Source organism: Trichococcus alkaliphilus, assembly GCF_003008695.1.
Lineage (GTDB): Bacteria > Bacillota > Bacilli > Lactobacillales > Aerococcaceae > Trichococcus > Trichococcus alkaliphilus.
The window spans coordinates 50,765-72,074 of sequence record NZ_PXZT01000015.1; the positions used below are offsets into that span (position 1 = coordinate 50,765).

Annotated in this window: 19 protein-coding genes; 17 read left to right on the forward strand and 2 right to left on the reverse strand. The window is 47.1% G+C overall.

Going from position 1 to position 21,310, the window contains the following annotated elements:
• Positions 1–22 precede the first annotated feature (22 nt).
• From C7R73_RS11500 to C7R73_RS11510, 3 genes are all read left to right on the forward strand, one after another.
• Positions 23–1,771 carry a sensor histidine kinase gene (locus tag C7R73_RS11500; RefSeq protein WP_106450641.1) on the forward strand — a complete coding sequence of 583 codons (1,749 nt, stop codon included), beginning with the start codon at positions 23–25 and terminating at the stop codon, positions 1,769–1,771.
• A gap of 2 nt (positions 1,772–1,773) precedes the next feature.
• Positions 1,774–2,508, forward strand: a complete 735-nt coding sequence (locus tag C7R73_RS11505; RefSeq protein ID WP_106450663.1) for a LytTR family transcriptional regulator DNA-binding domain-containing protein — start codon at positions 1,774–1,776, stop codon at positions 2,506–2,508.
• Between the two features lie 157 nt (positions 2,509–2,665).
• Positions 2,666–4,168: a carbon starvation CstA family protein gene (locus C7R73_RS11510; protein ID WP_106450642.1), complete on the forward strand. Its 1,503-nt coding sequence runs from the start codon at positions 2,666–2,668 to the stop codon at positions 4,166–4,168.
• A 66-nt stretch (positions 4,169–4,234) separates the two neighbouring features.
• On the opposite strand, the gene C7R73_RS11515 is transcribed toward C7R73_RS11510, so the two are convergent.
• Positions 4,235–4,492, reverse strand: a complete 258-nt coding sequence (locus tag C7R73_RS11515) for a hypothetical protein (RefSeq protein ID WP_106450643.1) — start codon at positions 4,490–4,492, stop codon at positions 4,235–4,237.
• A 206-nt stretch (positions 4,493–4,698) separates the two neighbouring features.
• Between C7R73_RS11515 and C7R73_RS11520 the strand changes: the two genes are divergently transcribed.
• The 10 genes from C7R73_RS11520 to C7R73_RS11565 all read left to right on the forward strand — a co-directional run bounded on the left by C7R73_RS11520 (position 4,699) and on the right by C7R73_RS11565 (position 14,692).
• Entirely contained in the window at positions 4,699–5,070 is a 372-nt protein-coding gene (locus C7R73_RS11520) for a CidA/LrgA family protein (protein WP_106450644.1), read from the forward strand.
• On the forward strand, positions 5,063–5,761 hold the full coding sequence (locus tag C7R73_RS11525) for an LrgB family protein (protein ID WP_106450645.1): 699 nt from the start codon (positions 5,063–5,065) through the stop codon (positions 5,759–5,761). The genes C7R73_RS11520 and C7R73_RS11525 overlap by 8 nt, the downstream gene beginning before the upstream one ends.
• 206 nt (positions 5,762–5,967) lie before the next feature.
• Positions 5,968–6,723, forward strand: coding sequence for a nucleoside phosphorylase (locus tag C7R73_RS11530; RefSeq protein ID WP_106450646.1), 756 nt, complete (start codon positions 5,968–5,970; stop codon positions 6,721–6,723).
• 1 nt (position 6,724) lies between these two features.
• A complete protein-coding gene (locus C7R73_RS11535) occupies positions 6,725–7,333 on the forward strand; it encodes an ECF transporter S component (protein ID WP_106450647.1) in 609 nt (202 codons plus the stop codon).
• A gap of 12 nt (positions 7,334–7,345) precedes the next feature.
• Positions 7,346–8,113, forward strand: a complete 768-nt coding sequence (locus tag C7R73_RS11540) for an energy-coupling factor transporter transmembrane component T family protein (protein WP_106450648.1) — start codon at positions 7,346–7,348, stop codon at positions 8,111–8,113.
• Positions 8,110–8,961, forward strand: a complete 852-nt coding sequence (locus C7R73_RS11545; protein WP_106450649.1) for an energy-coupling factor ABC transporter ATP-binding protein — start codon at positions 8,110–8,112, stop codon at positions 8,959–8,961. The genes C7R73_RS11540 and C7R73_RS11545 overlap by 4 nt, the downstream gene beginning before the upstream one ends.
• Complete coding sequence (locus C7R73_RS11550) at positions 8,954–9,766, forward strand: energy-coupling factor ABC transporter ATP-binding protein (protein WP_106450650.1); 813 nt, start codon at positions 8,954–8,956, stop codon at positions 9,764–9,766. The genes C7R73_RS11545 and C7R73_RS11550 overlap by 8 nt, the downstream gene beginning before the upstream one ends.
• Before the next feature lie 554 nt (positions 9,767–10,320).
• A complete protein-coding gene (locus C7R73_RS11555; RefSeq protein WP_106450651.1) occupies positions 10,321–11,658 on the forward strand; it encodes a GntP family permease in 1,338 nt (445 codons plus the stop codon).
• 56 nt (positions 11,659–11,714) lie between these two features.
• Positions 11,715–13,259: a UxaA family hydrolase gene (locus tag C7R73_RS11560; RefSeq protein WP_106450652.1), complete on the forward strand. Its 1,545-nt coding sequence runs from the start codon at positions 11,715–11,717 to the stop codon at positions 13,257–13,259.
• 83 nt (positions 13,260–13,342) lie between these two features.
• Positions 13,343–14,692 (forward strand): glucarate dehydratase family protein, encoded by a 1,350-nt coding sequence (locus tag C7R73_RS11565; RefSeq protein ID WP_106450653.1) that lies wholly within the window; start codon positions 13,343–13,345, stop codon positions 14,690–14,692.
• 129 nt (positions 14,693–14,821) lie between these two features.
• Here C7R73_RS11565 and C7R73_RS11570 read toward each other — a convergent pair whose 3' ends face one another.
• On the reverse strand, positions 14,822–15,949 hold the full coding sequence (locus C7R73_RS11570; protein WP_106450654.1) for a CdaR family transcriptional regulator: 1,128 nt from the start codon (positions 15,947–15,949) through the stop codon (positions 14,822–14,824).
• A gap of 291 nt (positions 15,950–16,240) precedes the next feature.
• Between C7R73_RS11570 and garR the strand changes: the two genes are divergently transcribed.
• From garR to C7R73_RS11590, 4 genes are all read left to right on the forward strand, one after another.
• Complete coding sequence (garR, locus tag C7R73_RS11575; protein ID WP_106450655.1) at positions 16,241–17,128, forward strand: 2-hydroxy-3-oxopropionate reductase; 888 nt, start codon at positions 16,241–16,243, stop codon at positions 17,126–17,128.
• Between the two features lie 61 nt (positions 17,129–17,189).
• Positions 17,190–18,554: an enolase C-terminal domain-like protein gene (locus tag C7R73_RS11580; RefSeq protein WP_106450656.1), complete on the forward strand. Its 1,365-nt coding sequence runs from the start codon at positions 17,190–17,192 to the stop codon at positions 18,552–18,554.
• A gap of 181 nt (positions 18,555–18,735) precedes the next feature.
• Positions 18,736–19,641, forward strand: coding sequence for a dihydrodipicolinate synthase family protein (locus C7R73_RS11585; protein ID WP_205076519.1), 906 nt, complete (start codon positions 18,736–18,738; stop codon positions 19,639–19,641).
• 53 nt (positions 19,642–19,694) lie between these two features.
• Positions 19,695–20,855 (forward strand): glycerate kinase, encoded by a 1,161-nt coding sequence (locus C7R73_RS11590; protein WP_106450657.1) that lies wholly within the window; start codon positions 19,695–19,697, stop codon positions 20,853–20,855.
• The last annotated feature ends 455 nt before the right edge of the window (positions 20,856–21,310 follow it).

Sequence of the window (21,310 nt, forward strand, 5' to 3'; positions counted from 1 at the left end):
CATTTTCCGGAAAGGAGCGGCCATGTTTAATCTATTCATTTTGATATTGGAGCGGGTCGGGCTGATCATCATATTGGCCTACCTTTTGATGAATACCCACTATTTCAGGGACAAATTGGGCGAACGTCAACGCTTGAGCACCAAAGTGGCGCTGATTGTCGTATTCGGAATATTCGCGGTCATCTCGAACTATACAGGCGTTGAGATCAGTCAGGACCGCATCGTATCCGACCAGGTACTGATGAAACTTTCGGAGGGAGCGTCCTTGGCGAACACGCGGGTGCTCACGATCGGCGTCGCCGGTCTGATCGGCGGGCCGTTGGTCGGCACATCCGTCGGCATCATCTCGGGCGTCATCCGTTTCTTCCAAGGCGGGGAAGAGGCCTATATTTATGTGATTTCTTCCATCTTGATCGGGCTCATTTCCGGTCTGTACGGCACCAAAACGATGCGGAAAAATACCTATCCGACGATAAAGGAAGGCTTTATGATTGGAGCCGCGACGGAGGCGGTCCAGATGCTCAGTATCCTGGTGTTGAGCCGCAATCTTCAGGCAGCTTGGGATCTGGTGAGGTTCATTGCCTTTCCGATGATCCTCGTCAACAGCATGGGGACCGGCATTTTCCTTTCCATCATCGGCTCCACGTTGCGCCAAGTCGAACAGACGAAAGCGGTGCAGACGCATGATGTGCTCCAATTGGCGAACGAGACGATGCCTTTTTTCCGTTCCGGCATGAACGAGGCTTCGTGCACGGAGGCGGCCAAAATCATTCAACAATTGATGAAGGTATCCGCCGTCAGCATCACGAACACCGAACGGATTTTGGCCTATGTCGGCGCAGCCAGCGACCACCACATCGCCTCGAACGAAATATTGACCGAACTGTCAAAAGAAGTGCTGCGGACAGGGGAAATCAGGGAAGTCCATTCCCATGACGAAATCGGCTGCAACCATCCGGGCTGTCCTTTGCAAGCGGCGCTCGTCATCCCGCTCAAGGCGCAAGGGAAAACGATCGGCACTTTGAAGCTGTATTTCACGGATGCGGCGAAATTGACCTTTGTCGAAAGGCAGTTGGCGGAAGGCCTCGGCAATATCTTTTCCAGCCAGATCGAATTGGGCGAAATCGAATTGCAGAGCAAACTGCTCCAGGATGCGGAAATCAAATCCTTGCAGGCGCAAGTGAATCCGCATTTCTTCTTCAACGCCATCAACACCGTCTCGGCACTGATCCGGGTCGACAGCGAACAGGCGCGCAGGCTGCTGCTCCAACTCAGCAATTTTTTCCGGGCCAATCTGCAGGGCGCCCGCACCAACTTGATTCCGTTGATGAAGGAACTCACGCAGGTGGAAGCTTACCGTTCGTTGGAGCAAGCCCGTTTCCCGGACCGCTACCAAGTCGACATTTCCATAGAGGAAGGCATGGAAGAGGTGCTATTGCCGCCTTTCCTGATCCAGATTCTGTTGGAGAACGCGTTCAAGCATGCTTTCGGCAGCCGGAAAACAGATAATCGGGTATGGATCGATGTGAAGAACAGTCCTGACGGGGTATTCATTTCCGTCCGGGACAACGGAGAAGGCATCGACTCCAGTCGCTTGGAGAAATTGGGCAAAGAAGCTGTGCCTTCGGTTGAAGGGACCGGCTCGGCATTGGAAAATCTGAATAAACGGCTGATCAGCCTGTTCGGCGAATCGGCCAAATTGCATTTCGTATCTTCACCAACAGGAACAACCGTCTATTGCACGGTACCTTATCAAGAAAGGCAGGGATGAGAATGCGGGTATTGATTGTGGATGATGAACCATTGGCAAGGGATGAACTGGCCTACCTGCTGGGGAAATGCGAAGGCGTGAGCGCCATTGCCCAAGCGGATTCGATCGAAGAAGCGCTGGGAGCGATGCTCGCGGACCCGGTGGATCTGATTTTTTTGGACATCCACCTGACGAATGAAAGTGGCCTCTCGCTGGCCGGCAAAATCAATAAACTGAAGAACCCGCCGCTGATCATTTTTGCGACGGCCTATGATGACTATGCCATCAAAGCGTTTGAGCTGAATGCGACCGATTACGTCCTGAAGCCTTTTGAACTGGAACGGATCCAGCAAGCGGTCAAAAAAGCCTACGGACAATATCGCAAGCAACAGATCGGAGAGCCGGAACCAGCGAAGCGACAGGATGCGGGATTGCAGGTGCTGCCCATCCAGATGGACGAGCGGATTTATATGCTGCAGGTCCCGGAAATCATCGCCATCGGAATCGAGAACGGCGAAACGACCATCTATACGAAAAATATGGAGTACATCATCCACGAGCCGCTCAGTGCGCTCGAGAAAAAAATTGGCGGACATCCTTTCCTGAGGGTCCATCGCGCCTTTCTCATCAATCTGAAGGAAATAAAGGAAATCCAACCATGGTTTAACCATACTTTCCAACTTACGATGAGCAACGGCTTGAAGATACCCGTCAGCCGTTCTTATATGAAGGAATTTAAGGGAAAAGTAGGCATCTGATCAACAAATAAATGAATTTCAGGACTGCGGGCGTGCAACTCAGCCTGCAGTTTTGTCGTTTCGGGCGCAAATGACTCAAAATTTTCTTTTTCTCCAGTAAAGTAAGGGCATAGAAAGAACGTGTTGGCCGCACATTTATTTTGAAGGAGGAAACAAGATGCTTACTTTACTTGGAGGAATCGCCTTACTGATTCTAGGTTACTTTACTTATGGGCGCTACATCGAAAAGAACTTTTCCATCGATACGGAAAGAACGACCCCTGCTGAAGCGCTGAAGGACGGATATGACTTTGTCCCGATGTCAAAATCAAAAAATGCCATCATTGAACTATTGAATATTGCCGGAACAGGTCCTATTTTCGGGCCGATTATGGGAGCGCTTTACGGGCCAGTCGCCTACATCTGGATCATTGTCGGCTGCATCTTCGGAGGAGCCGTCCATGATTACATGGTCGGAATGATCTCTTTGCGGAACGACGGCGCGCACTTGCCGGAATTGACCAGCAAATATCTGGGCAAACCGGTCAAGCACGTTGTCAACATCTTCGCCATGCTGCTGTTGATGCTGGTGGCCACTGTCTTCGTCACGTCACCCGCCAATCTGATCGCCAGCATCACACCCGATTGGATGACGATCGGCATCATTACCATGCTGATTTTCGCTTACTATCTCATCTCCACCATCCTGCCGATCGACAAGGCGATGGGGAAAGTCTATCCTTGGTTCGGCGCGATTCTGATCATCAGCACGATCGCTATCGGAATCAGCTTGTTGACTGGCGGCCATAACCTGCCTGAATTGACGATGGGCACTATGCAAAATTTCCATCCGAAAGGCACACCGATTTTCCCGGCAATCTTCTTTACGATTTCCTGTGGCGCCATTTCCGGTTTCCATGCGACCCAAGCGCCGATGGTTTCCCGGACGTCCACTAACGAGCGGGAAGGCCGCTTCCTTTTCTACGGCATGATGATTGCCGAAGGCGTCATCGCCATGATCTGGGCTGGCGCTTCCATGGCCTTGTTCGACGGCCAAACGTTGAGCCAAATGATCGATGCAGGGACACCATCAGTCGTCGTCAACCAAGTTTCCACTATGTTATTGGGGAATGTCTTCGGTACGGTCGCCATCATCGGTGTCATCGTATTGCCGATCTCATCAGGACTTTCAGCATTCAGAAGCCTGCGCACAATCTTGGCTGACTACATGAACATCAAACAGGATTCGATGAAAAAAATATTGATGATGACGCTTCCGTTGTTTGTCATCTCGTTCTTCCTTACTAAAGTGGATTTCAATCTGATCTGGAGATACTTCAACTGGGCGAACCAAGTCACAGCGGTTATCGCCTTGCTGATGTCGACGCGTTACTTGTATCTAAAAAATAAAAATTACTTGGTTACCTTATTGCCTGCAACATTCATGCTATATGCCTGTGTCGTCTATATCCTGAGCGAGCCGATCGGATTCCGGATGGGGCTGCAGCCAGCCACTTACTTAGTAGGTCTGGTTGCGACCGTTGCGATTATGGCACTTTACTGGACAACCGGAGTGAAACAGAAAGCTGCATTGGATCCGGAATCGGAACTGTTGAACGATCATCTGCCGATCGGAACGTTTGCTTCCGCTGACGCAGTGCCGGCAGCAGTAGCCGAATAATTAATTGAAGATAAAGAAACTCCCCGAAGGAGCCCTGCATTTTTGCAGGTCCTTCGGGGAGTTTTTTTATAGATATTGTTTTAAGGACTCAGCGATGTCTTCAAGCATTGCCAATTCATCATTTGACGGGTTTTCCAACGTGATCAAGGCTTCTTCAGCGCGGGCTGTAGCGTTTCCCTCTGCATCTGTTGTTACATCAAGTATCAGCAGTTCGGCATAAAGATCATCCAAATCCCTTTGCGGTTGCACGAAGAATTCAAATGTACCTTCGGGATGGCTTGCTTTGAAAGCTGCAATCTTTTCAATCAATTTTTCTAAGTTCATTTATTTTCGCCTTCTTTCTGTTCTTGTTCATTTACTCCACGGCTTATTATACATCATTAACCCGTCGTATGTATCGTGTAACAGGATTAAACCGACCCGGAAAGCAAGATTTTGGTTTGCGGGATATATCGTTTCGGCTTGGAAGTCGGTATACTGGATACTGAGAAATTCCGGATTGCTTTGGACAAGGAAGGAGCCGCTCCATTATGCAGTATTTAAAACAATTTACCGTCATCATCGCTATTTCGGCCGTAAGCGAATTGCTGGCCATCTTCATTCCGCTGCCTATTCCGGCCAGCATCTACGGCATGTCGCTGCTGTTCTTGTTGCTGATGACGGGAGTGTTGAAGCTCAAGCAAGTGGAAAGTGCCGCCAATCTGCTGTTGGGCATCATGCCTGCTCTGTTCGTTGTGAGCGGGGCTGGACTCATCACTTCCTACGGGCAAATCGCCGAAAATTTCGCCAGCTGGATTGCCGTCAACATCGGATCCACCATCGTGATTTTGGCGACGAGCGGCCTGTTGGCTCAGGGATTGATAAGAAGGAAGAAAGCGAAGGAGGCTGACGGGAATGGTTGATCATCTGTTGCAGACGACAAAATATCTCGGGCTGTTCATCAGCTTGGGCGCCTTCATGATCGGATTGAAGCTTAACAAAAAATATCCCTATGCATTCATGAATCCTTTGCTGATCGGGACGATCCTGGTGATGGTCTTGATCCTTGTCCTGGACGTCGAAGTTGCCGTTTTTCAAAAAAGCGCGCAAGTCTTGACCGATCTCCTGACGCCGGCCACGATATGCCTAGCTGTTCCGGTCTATCGGCAGTTCAAAATTTTACGCGAGAACAGCTGGGTCGTATTGATCAGTTGTCTGGTGGGGATGATCAGCGGCCTGGTCACGATCATCGGCTTGGCCCTGATTCTTCAAATGAGCGAAATAACGACCCTTTCCACTTTGGCGCGTTCGATCACGATGGCGATTGCCTTGGATACGACCGAATTGATCGGCGGGGTCGCAGGGATCATCGTGGCCGGGGTCATCTTCGCCGGTATTTTCGGGACGGTGGTTTCCGGCCTGATTTTCAGAATCTTCAAGATCGAAGAACCGATCGCGAAAGGCTTGGCTTTGGGCGCGGCTTCCCACGCTATGGGGACGGCCGAATCGTTGAAAACAAGCGAACTGCAGGGTGCCATGAGCAGTCTGGCGATGGTCGTTTCCGGCGTCATGATGGTGGGATTGATCCCGCTTGCGGCGCTGTTCGTCCAGTGAGGCTAATAAGTAAGAAAGCATCAGAAGCAACTCTCGTTTTATAAGAGACTGCTTCTTTTTGCACCGGGAAGGTCCTTTTCCATCAAGGGTTATCCGATGCCAGACGATGGGCTCTGTGCTATACTAAGTTCAGAATAGGGTATCAGTATCTTGAAGTTTTGTCTGGCTATTCCGGAGTCGAACGTTGCTAAAAGGACGGTGGAGAAATGGAACAAACACTGCAAGCGCATATTCAGTTATCAGCCGATCTGGATGTGAAATATGCGCTGTTGCCGGGTGATCCAGCCCGCGTTGAAAGAGCGAAACTGCTGTTGGAGGACGCTGTCGATTTGGCGTTCAACCGTGAGTACAAGAGTGTTCTGGGGACTTATCAAGGAATGAAGGTGCTCGTCATTTCCTCCGGAATCGGCGGGCCATCCACAGCGATAGCCATCGAAGAGTTGGCAAAGATCGGAATAGAAGGCATCATCCGCATCGGCAGCTGCGGGTCCTTGCATCCAGCAGTGCATTTGGGAGATGTGATCATCGCGACGGCAGCGGTCCGGGATGATGGCGCCAGCAAGGCCTATGTCGATTCCACATATCCCGCCGTGGCTGATTTGGATTTGTTGATTCATCTGCGGACAATTGCGGAAACGGAGCGGATCCCTCATCGTTTGGGGATTGTCCGCAGCCACGACAGCTTCTACACCGCCCGTGAAGCGCAACTTACTGCTTATTGGAGCGGAAACGGCATCATCGGATCGGATATGGAAACAGCCACTTTGTTCGTTGTTGGGGCGCTGAGGGGGTTGAAGACCGCTTCGCTGCTGAATGTCGTCGTCGGTCCGGAAGAAGGGATGGCGGAAGGCGTCCGTCAATTCGTTTCCGGAGAATCGGCCACCAAGCAAGGGGAACAGAATCAAATCAAACTGGCATTATCCGCTTTCCATGCATGGCATCAGGCAAAAGGAGGAGAATAAAATGAATGCAGAAACAAAAAATAAACTGAGCTACAAGTTATCTACGGCTTCCATCGTATTGATCCCGATCGCGATCGGGATCAATTATCTCGGTAAATACATCGCGGGCGTATTGCGTCTGCCGCTTTGGTTGGACTCGATCGGAACGGTATTGTCCGGTATGTTGGCGGGGCCTGTAATCGGTGCTGCTTCCGGGATCATCAACAACGTCATCTACGGCGTGACGGCCGATCCGATTTCGACAGTGTATGCGATCACCAGCGCAGTCATCGGTTTGATGGCGGGTCTGTTTGCCGCTAAAGGCTGGTTCAAGGACATCAAGACCGTGCTGTTGGCCGGGTTGATCATAGGTGTGGTTGCGGCCACCGTTTCGACGCCTTTGAACATCCTCTTTTGGGGTGGACAGACCGGTAATGTCTGGGGGGATGCCCTCTACGCTTTGCTGATTTCGAATGGGCAACCGCAGTGGCTGGCTTCTTTCCTGGACAGCATCGTTGTCGATGTGCCGGATAAGTTAGTGACGGTGCTCATTAGTTATTTTGTCTTCAAGGGCTTGCCGAAGAAACTTACGAACACCTTCCTGAAGGATGGCGCGATAGAAGAATTATAGGGGCTGATTTGAATGGATGCAATGACATTGTATGTGCCGCGAAACTCGCCGATCCATCGCCTGGATCCGTTGACGAAGATGCTTTATGTCGTCGTAAGCATCGCCGCAGCCTATGTATTGGATGATTTATGGGAAGTCGGGGCAGTCATGCTGACCAGTTTTGGCATCTTGTTGGTAGGAAAAGTTTTCCGCAATATTTTGCCGGTGATCGCACTCAGTTTTTTATTGATTCTGTCGATTGTCATTGTGCAAGGGTTTTTCAATCCTGCTAATGAAACGTTGCTATATGAATTGGGTCCGATAAAATTCTACAAAGAGGGCCTGGTTATCGCCTTTCGTCTGACCATGCGCGTCATCAATATGGTCAGCGCCTTTGGGGTGTTGGTGCTGACGACTTCGCCGACGGAACTAGTCGAGCGGCTGCAGCAGAAAGGCATGTCGCCGAAAATCGGCTATGTCATCTTGTCGGTCCTGCAGATCATTCCGCAGCTTCGGGCTACGTACGGCAAAATCCAGGATGCACAACGGTCGCGCGGGATGGAGACTGAGGGTAGCCTGTTTGTCCGGATAAAGGCTTTCTTCCCGTTATTGGGTCCGGTCATCCTGAACGCCCTCAATGATACCCGGGAAAGAGCGATTGCGCTCGATGTCCGCGGCTTCGACAGGGATACGCCGAAAACCTATCTGAATGAAGCAAAAAATTATCGCTTTAGCACGTTGCTGAATATCCTACTGTTGTTGATTCTGGCTGGTTTAATCGTCTGGAGGCTGATGGGATGAGCATCATAGAAGTGAAGGATCTGAAATATCGCTATCCCGACACGACCAAATTGGCATTGGACGGCATCAGCTTTTCGGTCGAGGAAGGCGAATTCATCGGCCTGATCGGAAGGAACACCGCCGGAAAATCGACTTTGTGCTATGCGCTCAGCGGTTTGGTGCCGCACTTCTTCAAAGGGGCCTACGGCGGATCGGTGATGATAGCTGGTTTGGATGTGCGCACGACGGATGTGAGTGAAGTCACTGCAGCAGCCGGTTTGGTGTTCGAAAATCCGTTTTCCCAGATCACCGGCTCGCGTTTTACGGTATATGAAGAAATCGCCTTTGGTCTGGAGAACATGGGACTGCCGCGCGACGAAATCATCAAGCGGATCGAAGAAAGCCTGGACTTGCTGGACATCCGCAAAGTGAAGGACAAGAACCCATTCGATCTTTCCGGCGGGCAAATGCAGCGGGTCGCGATCGCCGGCGTGGTCGCGATGAAGCCGAAAGTGCTGATTTTAGATGAACCCACTTCCCAACTGGATCCGCAAGGGTCGGAAGAGGTCTTCAAGGTGGTGGAGAGCCTTACGAAAGAAGGCATCACAATCATCATGGCTGAGCAGAAGATGGAAAAAATCGCGCAGTATGCAGACCGGGTCTTGCTTTTGGCTGATGCAAAATTGATCGCATATGACATACCCGAAGCCGTTTTTTCACGCGAGGATTTGGCTTCTCTGGGAGTGCAACCGCCAGCTGTGACAGCGATTGCCCGCCACTTGAATAAGCGGAAGGCCAATGGGCAGTACCCTGTGGCATTGGATGATCTGAAAGGATTGCTTGCGGAAGAGGGTGTTCCGCATGAATAAACTGGAAATAGAAAGGCTGCATTTTGCCTACGATAAAGCGACTCCCGTCATAAAGGGCATCGGTCTGGTGCTGGATGACCGGAAAACCGCCATCATCGGGCAGAACGGCTCGGGGAAAACGACCTTCGTGAAACTGCTGAAGGGGCTGTTGCGCCCCGATTCCGGCAGGATTCTGCTGGACGGTACTGATCTTTCGACTTTGACGGTTGCCCAGATTTCCAAGAAAATCGGCCTGGTTTTTCAGAACCCGGATGACCAGATTTTCAAGAATACGGTTTTGGATGAGGTCATGGTCGGTCCATTGAACATCGGGCTGTCCTTGGATGAGGCAAAGGACAGTTCCCGCGCGGCTTTGGCGCAAGTAGAGCTGGCTGACGTCGAGAAGGTGAACCCGTACGATCTTAATTTAGCGCAAAGAAAGATGGTGGCGTTGGCTTCGATTTTGGCGATGGATACGCCCATCGTCATCTTCGATGAGCCTACCATGGGGCAGGACGTTGCCGGGAAAGCGATCATCAGAAAAGTGATCGAAGATCTGCAAGCAGAAGGCAAAGCCGTACTGTGCATTCTGCATGACATGGATTTTGCGGCGGCAGTTTTTGAACGCATCGTCGTCTTCAGCCAAGGACAATTGCTGCTCGAAGGCGATACAAGGGAAGTCTTCAGTAAAAGAGAGCTCCTGCAACAGGCTTATCTGGATCAGCCCCAAGCCATGAAAATCGCACAGGCTTTGGGCATTCCGGGCAATCTGCTGAGTGTGGAAGAAATAAAATCTGTATTCAAGGTGTCCGATGATAATCGGTAATGAATATCTGGGAGTAATTCCAAAATAAAAAGCGTCGCAGCGGATAGTATTTAGCACTATCCGCTGCGACGTTTTTTTGTGATGTTATGAAAAAATACATATCCCAAAACAAGTGATATTATTAACAAGCCGAAATGTTTACTGCAAATGAATACGTCCAATGCAGCGTAAATAGCTAGGTGCCTCGTGAAAATCGCAAAATACGGGTCCTAATTTGGTTAAATGATTCAAAATTTCCTTTAATGTGTCCTGTGTAACAATTTAGGGAGATAAACATTGATGAAATATTGTAACATGAACCATATTAAATAAAATACAGTAAGCGTATACTATCGTTATTAAAGCGCTTCAATAATCATCTGTACAAATATTGTTGTTAGGGTTTGTTTGAATTATCTGTAAAAATCTCTTTGATTTTCAATTATGAAAGGAGTGAAGTTATTAACAGAACAGCTCATTATGCAATTTAACAGATTCACAGATTGGTTTGCTCATAATAAATAGTAATAATTTTCATGATTATAAAATATAATAAAAAGGAATGAGGTTATATAATGAGTATCGGTTTGATTAGTTTGATTGGTATGATTATAGGTATCGTTTTACTGATTTGGCTTTCTTTCAAAGGGTTGCCTTTGTTGGTTCTTGGTCCAATCGCCAGTGGGGTAGTTTTACTTTTTGCGGCTCAACCAGTAGTTGAAGGGTTGACAACTGGGTATGCACAAGCGTTTGCTGGTTTTGCTGAAGCAAACTTCTTGTTATTTCTGCCTGCATGTATTTTGGGGGCTATGTTGGGTGAATGTGGTGCTGCTAAAGATATCTCAATAGCAGTTGCGCGCGTAGCAAGAAAAGCCGGGACAAATGCAAAATATGCAACAATCATGGGACTTGCCATGATTACCGCTGTATTATCTTATGGAGGTGTTAGTGGATTCGTCGTTATCTTCACAATGACTCCAATCTGCAAGGTGTTGTTCAAAGAATTGGATATTCCTTGGCATTTCATCATTGCGATGATTGTATATGGTGGTTCAATGTGGACGGCTATTCTTCCTGGTTCGCCAGCTATCCAAAATTTGATTCCGATAGATTATCTTGGGACTACACCGACTTCAGGCCCTTGGATCGGTGTCATAGCTGCAGTGTTGTGTATCATTGTAGGTGCAGTCTACATTAAAGTAGCTCTAGCGATGTCAGAGAAAAAAGGCGAAGGTTTCTTGCCTACTGGAGCAGAAATCAACAAAACAATTATTGAAGAATCACATGGAGTAGCATACCTTGACCAAGAAACTGGGTCTGTTTTGAAAGCGTTAACGCCTTCGTTGGTGCTGTTGATTACCATGAATATTCTTAAATTTGCCCCTGAGGCTGCGTTGACATTTGGATGTGTGACATGTGCTATTCTGTATTGGAAAAAATTCCCTGATATTTGGGGAACAATGAGTGCTGGTGGTAAAACAGCTGCACTATCTATCATCAATGTATGTGCTGTTGTTGGTTTTGGTGGCGTCATCAAAGCAGTACCAGGATTTGAATTTTTGGTCAGCGGCTTAGATGCAATTCCAGGACCTCCATTAATCCAATTGGCATTAGCTACTAACTTAATTGCTGGTATCTCGGCATCGGCATCTGGTGGTGAAGGAATTGCTCTTGAAGCATTCGGACAGAGATTTTTGGATATGGGAGTCAACCCGGATGTCATTCATAGAATTGTAAATATTTCTTGTTATGGATTGGACTCGTTACCGAATAACGGATCAGTAATCAACCGTTTGAATTATACAAAATTGACTCACAAACAAGGATACTATCATGAATTTTGGTTAGGTGCAGTTTGGCCGTTCATTCTGTCATTTATTGCGGTAGGTCTTGCTCAAATGGGTATCGTGTAACATTCTGAAGTTAGGTATTGTTTAGTGAATGAAGTCAATGGAATGGAGAAGATTAGATGAAGAACACGATCGACATCATTAAAATTGCGGAAAACGATAATGTCGCTGTGGTTACAAATGAACAAGGTTTATTTGCAAATACAAGCGTCTGGGAGGGTTTAAGTATAGTAGAAGATATCCCCTTCAGCCAAAAGATATCCTTGGAACCAATCAAAAAGGATGCACCGATCATTCGCTACGGTGTAGCAATCGGTTATGCATTGCACGATATACCACAAGGTTCCTGGGTTTCCGAAAAATCAATGTATATCCTTGAGAACCCCAGCCTGGATGAAGCTATGCTAGAAAACATTCCCTTTGAGGTGGACTATCGCTTTGAAAATGATTCACCTTTGGAAAGCGATTATTTTTGGGGATACCGGAACGAGAATGGAACAGTAGGTACCCGGAATATTCTGGCCATCAACATTACCGTTCAATGCGTAAAAGGTGTAGTGGATCGCGCGATTGATGAGATTAAGAAAGAACTTCTACCCAAATACCCTAATGTAGACGGAGTTGTTCAAATCAATCACCTCTATGGATGCGGAGTTGCAATAAACGCGAAAGAAGCAGCTATCCCTCAACGAACTATCAGTAATATAGCGGATAATCCTAATTTCGGAAATGAGAAATTAGTGGTGTCGTTAGGTTGTGAAAAGTTCATTCCAGAAAATGCTTTTCAAGTAACGGCTGATACCAATCCAGAAAATCTAGTTGTACTTCAAGAATGCCATGGCTTCCAAGACATGATCAATAAAATCTGCGAACGGGCAGATAGCATGCTGCAACGACTCAACAAGCGAACACGCGAAAGAGTCCCGGTGAGCAATCTGGTGGTGGGCTTGCAATGCGGAGGCAGTGATGCGTTCTCTGGTATGACAGCCAACCCTGCCATCGGATATGCGGCCGATTTGTTGGTTCAACAGGGAGCAAAAGTCATGTTTTCCGAAGTTACAGAGGTCCGTGATGCTTCTGAGATTATGTTGAAAAGGGTTAGGGATAAGGAAACTCGGATCAAATTAATCCAACAATTGAATTGGTATGATGACTACCTAAAAGTTGGTGAGGTTGATCGTTCGGCGAACCCATCACCAGGGAACAAAAAAGGCGGTCTATCAACTGTCATCGAAAAAGCAATGGGGTCTGTGGCAAAATCCGGAACTGCGGAGATTGTGGATGTCCTTGCCCCAGGTGAAAAAATCAAAAAAAGCGGGATGACCTTTGCGGCAACGCCAGCAAGCGATTTTGTTTGTGGAACGCAACAATTAGCCAGCGGAATGACTGTTGAAGTGTTCTCTACTGGACGAGGCACACCCTACAATCTGGAACAATGCCCAGTCATTAAAGTAGCTACGAATTCTGCACTCTATAATAAGTGGTTCGATATTATGGATTATGATGCCGGCATCATCTCTAAAGGGGAAGCGACATTGGAAGAGGCAGGCAGACTGTTGTATGAGTATATATTGGATGTATCAAGCGGTAATAAGACGACCTGTGCCGATAAACTCCAGATATATAATGATCTGGCAATTTTCAACCCTGCCCAAATAACTTGATCATTATTTTGAGGTTGTGTCCGTAATTTTTGTGGAAGAAAGGGAAGAATTCTTCTCTGCAAATTAAAAATGAGGAGTCTGTTATGAAAAAAAACATTTCGCCAATTGTAACGAAAATGGATGTCTATCCGGTAGCGGGATATGATAGTGCATTATTAACGCTTAGTGGCTGCCACTCACCTTATTTTACCCGCAATATTATTGTTTTAGAAGATGAAACAGGAAACAAGGGTCTTGGGGAAATACATGGTGGTGAAGACATAACTAAAATGTTGGAAAGTTACAAACCTTTCGTGGTTGGGCAAGAAGTTGCCAATTACAGGTCCGTTATTACTGCGATCCGTAAAGGAGGTTGGGATGCACCTGATGACTCCGGTGAAGGCCTACAGGAACTTAATATCAGTAACCTGAAGTTTGTTGTGAAGGCTGAAGCTGCTGTAGAATGTGCGATGATGGATTTGTTAGGGAAGTTTTTAAATCTGCCTATCGCAGCACTATTGGGTGATGGTGGTATTCAGAGGACAGAAGTAGAATTTTTAGGCTACTTATTCTACATAGCTGATCCAAATAAAACTGATTTAGATTATATACAGGAGACAGACCACAAAGATGATTGGGATCGTGTAAGACGATTGGAAACCTTGACTCCAGAAGGCATAGTAGCCCAAGCAAAGGCAGCTCATCAACGCTATGGATTTACTAACTTCAAGTTAAAAGGAGGTGTCTTAAAAGGCGAAGAAGAAATGAGAGCTGTTGAAGCCTTAAAGGAGGCTTTTCCGGATGCTAGAATCAATCTGGATCCTAACGGGGCATGGAGCTTGGAAGAATCCATTCGACTATGTGAGGGTAAACAGGATATCTTGACATATATCGAAGACCCTTGTGGACCAGAGCAAGGCTTCTCCAGTCGTGAAATCATGGCTGAATTTAAGGATGCGACTGGATTTAAAGTCGCTACAAATATGATTGCCACAAATTATCGCCAATTCCATCATGCGGCAGCACTGAGATCTGTCGATATTGTATTGGCAGATCCTCATTTCTGGACTCTGAACGGTAGTATTCGGATGGCGTATTTGTTAAATGACTGGGGCTTGACATGGGGGTCGCATTCTAACAACCACTTTGATATCACTTTAGCAACGTTTGCGCAAGTTGCTGCGGCAGCACCAGGGAAAATCACACCTGTTGATACGCATTATATTTGGCAGGATGGACAAGAATTATGTGATAATCCTGTTCAAATAAGAGATGGTAAAATCAAGATATCCGACAAACCGGGTCTAGGCATAGAAATCAATATGGAAAAATTACTGAAAGCAAATGAATTGTATAATAGTATTCCGTACCATGATCGTGATGATACGCTTGCGATGCAGTATTTTATTAAGGATTGGAAATTCGATTCCAGTCGACCTTGTTTCGTGCGTTGAGAATAGATATTTTCTGCTATTGAAGCTAAATATCGTTAAAATAAGAACTCCTCATAAATAGCTTATTATAGCTAGTTTTATGAGGAGTTTTTTTACGGAAAGAACAAAGCGAGAGTAACTAGCGGCCAGTCATCGACTGTTCAGGATGTTTTGCAATTTGAATGCGAGCGACAAAATCGCGTAGTCGTCCAGTTCGCGGGGGTTATATCCGGTCACTTTGTGCAGTTTGTTCAGTTTGTACTGCAACGTATTCTTATGTATGAACAGTTCATCTGCGGCTTTATAGATGCTGCCGTTATTGGTGCCGTAGATAGGGAGAATTTCGGCATATTCATCTAGTTCTTTCTTATCCAATTTCCCCAGAATCTGGTCGATGAATTCATCGGATTTGTTTTTGGAAATATCCGTGAGGATCATGCCCAGATCAAGTTTGGAATAATACTCGATTGTGTTGTGCGAGTTCAGGATTGCCCAATCCAACGCTGTAACAGCTCGTTCAAAGCTGGTGCGGAATCCAGTCAACTTGTCGCAGACCAGTCCTACACCAATGTACAGCTGCAGACCGTATTGCTGCTCCGCTTGGCGGATCAGGCTGTTCAACTGGTAGTGAAGGGCGGATTCCTGCAGGTTATCTCTGAAAAGGATCCGAATATCCTGGCCATTTACATTATAAATGGTCTGATTGTCATTCGTGAGGATGACCTTCAGGAGGTTCATCACATTTTCGATCTGTTCATTTCGTTCGACCGATAGGTTCTTGATGCGGCCAACAACGACGATGCGGGGTATGTTCAGATTGATTTCCAATACGTTGGCGAGGGTCTGGATATTCTCCAAGTCAAAGGTGGGTGCCAACAGTTCTTCAATCAGTATCCGGTAATTATCGCGTTTCTTGAAGGAAACATCCTTTATCCAAGCGTCTTTCACGAGGATTTCGGTCATTGTTTTGATGATTTTTCCGTACTTTTCCACTTCATCTTTGTTGCCGGTGATGCCGATGACGCCCACGAGATGCTGGTCGCTGTAGATGGGGATGTTGATGCCTTTCTTCGTCCCTTCATATTGGCCGTCGTATTCCACTATCAAATCCGATTTTGTCTCGATAACCCTTTTGGCGCCAGCGTGGTGTTCACCGATTCTTGAGTCATCCGTACTCGCCAAGATGATACCGTCGATGTTGATGAAATTCAGTTCCTGATTGATGATTTCTTTCATGCTGATAACTATACTCTGCGCAAGACCGGCAGCTATTTCCATGCTGTTCCTCCTGTTCTGAAAAAAGTGATGCAATATGTGCTGGATGACATAGTTCTGTTCTATTTTACCTTAAATGTTTGGTTTGTAAAATATATAATTTAAAATATAGAATCTATATACTATAGATATTCAAACGCTTACCAGAAATGACGGGGGCACAAGCAAGCTATGTTATGCAGAATAAAGCGGCATTCGGGAAGGTGATAGTCGAAAGCATGAATCGAATTTGACAGCGTACAACCAGAATAATGTGCATATATAAATTATGATAAAATGAAAGGGGTAACAATAATGAGAGTAGGATTTATTGGATTAGGGATCATGGGGAAACCGATGGCGAAGAATGTACTCAAAGAAGGATACGAGTTGATGGTGTTCGACTTCAACAAAGCGGCGGTAGCGGAAGTGGTCGCTGCTGGAGCAAAAGAAGGAAATACCAGTAAAGAGGTGGCTGAATTCGCGGAAGTGGTCATCACGATGCTGCCGAATTCTCCAAACGTAAAAGCTGCTTTGTTCTCCGAAAACGGCATCGCTTCAGGCTTGACTGCCGGAAAAACGATCATCGACATGAGCTCGATTTCGCCAGTCGCCAGCCGTGAATTTGCCGCAACTTTAGCTGAATCAGGTGTGGAATTCCTTGATGCGCCGGTATCAGGCGGAGAGCCTGGAGCCATTGCCGGAACAATCGCAATCATGGTCGGAGGCAAAAAAGAAATTTTTGACACGTATTACGATCTGATGATGACAATGGGAAGTTCCGCAACGTATGTCGGGGAAGTTGGAGCCGGTAACGTAACGAAGTTGGCGAACCAAATGATCGTTGCCATCAACATCGCGGCTGTCAGCGAAGCGTTCGCATTGGCTACAAAAGCCGGTGTCGATCCGCAACTTGTATTTGAAGCAATCAAAGGCGGGTTGGCCGGCAGCAATGTCATGAACCAAAAAGCGCCGAAAATCCTGTCCCGCAACTTCGACCCGGGCTTCCGCATCGAATTGCATATGAAGGACCTTCAGAATACTTTGGATACAGCGCATGAAATCAATGTATCCGTGCCGTTTACATCGCAAATGATGGAAATCATGCAGTCCCTGAAAATCCATGGCATGGAAAAAGAAGATCACTCAGCCATCGCTAAGTATTACGAAAGCATCAACGGGTTGACGATCGAAAGCAAATAATACCTAAAGAAATATGGAAGCAAAAAAATAAATTGAACCAGAAAAAGGAGAGTATCTATAAATGGCAACAGAAGTGGCAGTAAATAAAGAAGTTCAAGTCGGTGCTCCAAAAATTGTCGATATGAAAATAATTCCGGTAGCTGGATATGACAGCATGCTGATGAACCTGAGCGGCGCGCATGGCCCTTATTTCACAAGAAACATCGTGATTTTGACGGCTGACAACGGGGAAACCGGTTTGGGTGAAGTTCCCGGAGGCGAAAAAATCAGAGAGACGCTGGAAGACGCAAAAGATTTGGTCATCGGGCGCAACATCGGAGAATACAAAAATATCCTGCGCGACATCAAAGATAAATATATCGGCTTGGATGCAGGCGGCCGCGGCAATCAAACGTTTGACCTGCGCACGACTGTCCATGTGATGACAGCGGTGGAAGCGCCTTTGTTGGATCTGTTGGGCAAACATTTCCAAGTTCCTGTAGCGGCACTTCTTGGTGAAGGCCAAGTCCGTGAATCCGTGAAATTCCTTGGATACTTGTTCTATGTAGCTGACAAAGACAAGACTGACTTGCCTTATCTTGACAATGACGACAATTCGGATGACTGGGGCAAACTGCGCCGTAAAGAAGCAATGACGCCGGGATCGATTGTCGCTCTTGCCAAAGCGACGCATGAACGTTACGGATTTGAAGACTTCAAACTAAAAGGCGGCGTACTTGAAGGCAAAGAAGAAATCAAAGCAATCAAAGCTTTGAAGGAAGCTTTCCCTGAAGCGCGCATCACGTTGGACCCTAACGGCGGTTGGTTGTTGGAAGAAGCAGTGGCGTTATGCAAAGACATGCACGGAATTTTGACTTATGTCGAAGACCCATGTGGCGCTGAAGGCGGATTCTCTTCCCGTGAAATCATGTCCGAATTTGTGAGACGCACAGGCCTGCCGACAGCTACAAACATGGTTGCGACTGACTGGAGACAGATGTCCCACTCACTGGCTTTGAACAGTGTGACAATTCCGTTGGCGGATCCGCATTTCTGGACGATGTCAGGTTCCGTTCGTGTCGCGCAACTTTGCCACGAATTAGGTTTGACATGGGGCGTTCACTCGAACAACCACTTCGATATTTCCTTGGCGATGGTTGCCCACACGGCAGCGGCAGCTCCTGGCGAAATCAATGCCTGCGATACGCACTACATCTGGCAGGATGGTCAAGAACTGTGCAGCAAAACGCCGAAAATCAAAGACGGCGAAATTGCTGTTCCCGCATCTGAATACGGCTTAGGTATTGAAATCGATATGGATAAAGTCGAAGCTGCTCACCAACTGTATCTGGAAAACGGGCTTGGCGCACGTAACGATGCCATCGCCATGCAATACTTGATTCCAGGTTGGAGTTTCGACGGCAAACGCCCAGCAATGGTCCGTTAATATCGGTAAATTGCGATCCGGAAATGGATACGCGAATAGGCGTTGGTAATAATAAGTTCAGTCGGACTGCCTTGTTGATCAATCATCGAAGCTGAACGGATTTTCGTTCAGCTTTTCTTTCTACTTGATGCGGCAGTCGGTTCGGAAAAATACTCTCTCGAAACTTGAAAGGAAGAAAATGATGGCTATAGAAATAGAAAAGGTTAAAGGAATTATCGTTCCGATCATAATCCCGGTTGATAAAGAAGAAAATATTGATGAAGCGAAGTTGCGCTTCATGGTGAACCATGTCATTGACAATGGTGTGCATGGCATTTTGGCTTTCGGGAGCAACAGTGAATTTTATATGTTCGATGAAGATGAAATGATCGATGGATTGAAGATCATCTTGGATGAAGCGAAAAAACGTGTGCCTGTCTATTTCTGCATCGGGGCGATACGCACGCGCAATTGTATCCGTTTGGCGAAACGTGCTGCCGCTTTGGACATCGATGGCATCTCGGTGTTGCAACCGATGTTCATCCAACCGACAGAGGATTCTCTGTACGACCATTTCAAAGCCATTGCGGACGCGGTGCCTGATACGGCAGTGTTGCTCTACAATAACCCAGGCAGAACCGGCTATACCATGTCCGGAAATCTGGTCGAAAAACTGGCCCACAACGTGGCGAATATCGTCGGTATGAAGGATTCCAGCGGGGACATCACCCAATTGAGCGAATTCGTCCGAAGAAACCAAGATATAGAATTCCATGTTCTGTCAGGAAAAGACACCATTATTTTTGCGGGAATGGCAGTCGGAGCGGTCGGAAGCGTCTGCTCAACCGCGAACATCTATCCTACACTTGTCAGCGGCATCTACAACAAATATGTAGCCGGTGATCTTGAAGGGTCGTTGAAGGACCAGTTCACACTCAATCCGATCCGCCTTTCCCAAGACAAATGCAGCTTCCCGGCCGCTACGAAGGACATGGCCAATCTGATGGGCTTGGATGTTGGTTTACCGATCCGCCCTACGCAGGCAACAAAAGGCGAAGCCCTTGAAAATATGAAGCATTTTATGCGAGAAGCAGGTTATATCGATTGATCATCCAACAAAACAACTATGCAGCGGAGGCTGAATGAAAGGGGGCAAAATTAATGGAGAAGAAATTTAAAATAGTTATCGCTGCCGATTCCTTTAAGGGCAGTGCGTCAACCATCCAGGTAGAGGACTACATCGAACAAGGAATCCTGCGCTTGAACCGGAAAGTGGAAATCGTCAAGGTTCCTGTCGCTGACGGCGGCGAAGGGACTGTGGATGCGTTGGTGATCGGATGCAAGGGGGAATACCGCTATGCTGAAGTCACGGGACCGATGGGCGACAAAGTCCAGGCAAAATTCGGCATCATCAAAGAAAACATCGCCGTCGTCGAAATGGCTGAAGCGTCGGGATTGACCTTGGTTAACCTCGCGGATAATGACGTTTATCGCGCGACGACCTACGGAACAGGAGAATTGATCCGTGCCGCTTTGGATTGCGGCGTCAAAGAAATCTTCATCGGTGTCGGAGGCAGCGCCACAAATGACGGCGGAGTCGGAATGGCGCAGGCGTTGGGGGTCTCTTTCAAGGACAGCGAAGGGAATGAAATTCCGTTCGGTGCAGGTAAGTTGGGTGACATTGCTTCTATAGATGACAGTGGTTTGGATACACGCATCCATGACGTCACCTTCACGATCCTGTCCGATGTAACGAACCCTTTATGCGGGGAGAATGGGGCATCCTATATTTACGGGCCTCAGAAGGGGGCGACCCCGGAAGATGTCCGTAAATTGGATCAGTTATTGCATCACTATGGGGAAAAGGTCGAAGAATGTTTAGGGATATCTGTTCTTGAAGCGCCCGGAGCGGGTGCTGCAGGAGGATTGGGTGCCGGTTTGATGGCTTTTTGTGGAGCAAAAAGCTACAGCGGCATCTCGAAAGTTTTGTCCATCCTCGATATCGAATCCCATTTCAAGGATGCAGATTTGGTCATCACCGGCGAAGGCAGAATGGATTCGCAATCATTGAACGGAAAAGCGCCGGTTGGCATCGCCAAACTGGCGAAGAAATATCACTTGCCGGTCATCGCGGTTGTCGGCAGCAGTGACGATGACCTTGGTCCAATCTATGCGACAGGCATCGATCTGGTTTTGGACATCATCAACAAACCGATGGATTTGGATACAGCCATTTCGCAAACAGAAAAACTGATCGCAAATGCCGGCGAGTCGGCCTTCCGGGCTTTTCTGTTGGCTAGGAAAGTGCCTATTTCCGTGTGATTGTTCTTGTAGAAACTGCATCAGCAAGACTTCCTGACTCCTTGGAAGTTCTTGCTGATGCAGTTTTTTTGCCGAATGGGCTGGATCTGATCACCTTTTTCGCAGTAGTGTACACGGGGCATCCGCTGATACTGAAAGAGACAATCTCGGTTTGGTAAATTTTGTGTTCAAAAAGCATTGACAAAGGCTAGGGCCAAGTGTTAGTATTAATAAGTTATCTGAAGCGCCGAACAATTAAACGCAAAAAATGTGTTGACAGTGCGGATTCGTAATGATAATATATAAAAGTTGCTGCTCAAGCGATTTTACTTCAAGAATAATAAGAATAAATAATTCAAAAAAGTTCTTGACGAAATCGGAAAGTTGCGATATTATAAATAAGCTATCACGTACCAAGTGATAATCGATTGACCTTTGAAAACTGAATAAAGAATGAACGAACCAAATGTGCAAGG